Source organism: Halonatronomonas betaini (genome assembly GCF_015666175.1).
GTDB lineage: Bacteria > Bacillota > Halanaerobiia > Halanaerobiales > Halarsenatibacteraceae > Halonatronomonas > Halonatronomonas betaini.
The window spans coordinates 1-1737 of record NZ_JADPIE010000014.1; the positions used below are offsets into that span (position 1 = coordinate 1).

At 52.4% G+C, this 1737-nt stretch carries 1 rRNA gene; it reads left to right on the forward strand.

The window, feature by feature from the left end:
- A 23S ribosomal RNA gene (locus tag I0Q91_RS14220) occupies positions 1–1709 on the forward strand; the annotation flags it as partial.
- Between the last annotated feature and the right edge of the window lie 28 nt (positions 1710–1737).

A 1737-nucleotide genomic window follows, 5' to 3' on the forward strand; every position in this document is an offset into this window, starting at 1 on the left:
TGGTAGAGGAGCATTCTGTGCTGGCAGAAGCTGTACCGTAAGGAGCAGTGGACGGCACAGAAGAGAGAATGCCGGTATGAGTAGCGATAAAAGGGGTGAGAATCCCCTTCGCCGAAAGCCCAAGGTTTCCTGAGGAAGGCTCGTCCGCTCAGGGTAAGTCGGGACCTAAGCTGAGGCCGAAAGGCGTAAGTGATGGTTAATCGGTAGAGATTCCGATACTACTGTAGTTTGTTTGAGTGAAGCAGGGACACGGCAAAGAGGGCATGCATACGACTGGAGGTTGTATGTACAAGCTTGAAGTGGGGCCAGGGAGGCAAATCCCTCTGGCTAATAACTGCGGAAAGTGATGTGGAGCCAATAGAGGCGAAGATGTCTAATGAGCTGTCAAGAAAAGCTGCTAACGAGAGCTATAGTACCCGTACCGCAAACTGACACAGGTGGGCAAGGAGAGAATCCTAAGGCGCGCAAGAGAACCCTTGTTAAGGAACTCGGCAAAATGACCCCGTAACTTAGGGAGAAGGGGTGTCGTTTTAGGTGTTAAAGCCTGAGACGATCACAGAAAACAGATCCAAGCGACTGTTTAGCAAAAACACAGGTCTCTGCTAAGTCGTAAGACGAAGTATAGGGGCTGACGCCTGCCCGGTGCTGGAAGGTCAAGGGGAAGACTTAGTCCTTTAAGGACGAAGGTTAGAACCTAAGCCCCAGTAAACGGCGGCCGTAACTATAACGGTCCTAAGGTAGCGAAATTCCTTGTCGGGTAAGTTCCGACCTGCACGAATGGCGTAACGACTTGGATGCTGTCTCAACAAGGGACTTGGCGAAATTGAAATGCCTGTGAAGATGCAGGCTACCTGCGACAGGACGGAAAGACCCCGTGGAGCTTTACTGCAGCCTGATATTGGGTCTTGGCACAGAATGTACAGGATAGGTGGGAGGCAATGAAACTGGCACGCCAGTGTCAGTGGAGCCGCTGGTGGGATACCACCCTTTCTGTGGCGGGATTCTAACTGGAGGCCATTAACTGGTCACAGGACATTGTCAGGCGGGCAGTTTGACTGGGGCGGTCGCCTCCTAAAGAGTAACGGAGGCGCCCAAAGGTTCCCTCGGTGCGGATGGAAATCGCACGTGAGAGTGTAAAGGCATAAGGGAGCTTAACTGCAAGAGATACAGCTCGAGCAGGTACGAAAGTAGGGCTTAGTGATCCGGCGGTATAGTGTGGAATTGCCGTCGCTCAACGGATAAAAGTTACCCCGGGGATAACAGGCTTATCTCCCCCAAGAGTTCACATCGACGGGGAGGTTTGGCACCTCGATGTCGGCTCGTCGCATCCTGGAGCTGAAGCAGGTTCCAAGGGTTGGGCTGTTCGCCCATTAAAGCGGTACGCGAGCTGGGTTCAGAACGTCGTGAGACAGTTCGGTCCCTATCCGTCGCAGGCGCAAGATACTTGAGGGGAGCTGTCCCTAGTACGAGAGGACCGGGATGGACATACCGCTGGTGCATCAGTTGTTCCGCCAGGAGCATAGCTGGGTAGCCACGTATGGTAGTGATAAACGCTGAAAGCATCTAAGCGTGAAACCTACCCCAAGATAAGGTATCTCACTCCGTTAAGGAGGTAAGATCCCTGAAAGATGATCAGGTAGATAGGCCGGAGGTGTAAGTCTAGCAATAGATTCAGCTGACCGGTACTAATAGATCGAGGTCTTCTCATCCTTCCCCATGCATCTTTGAAGGTGTGAC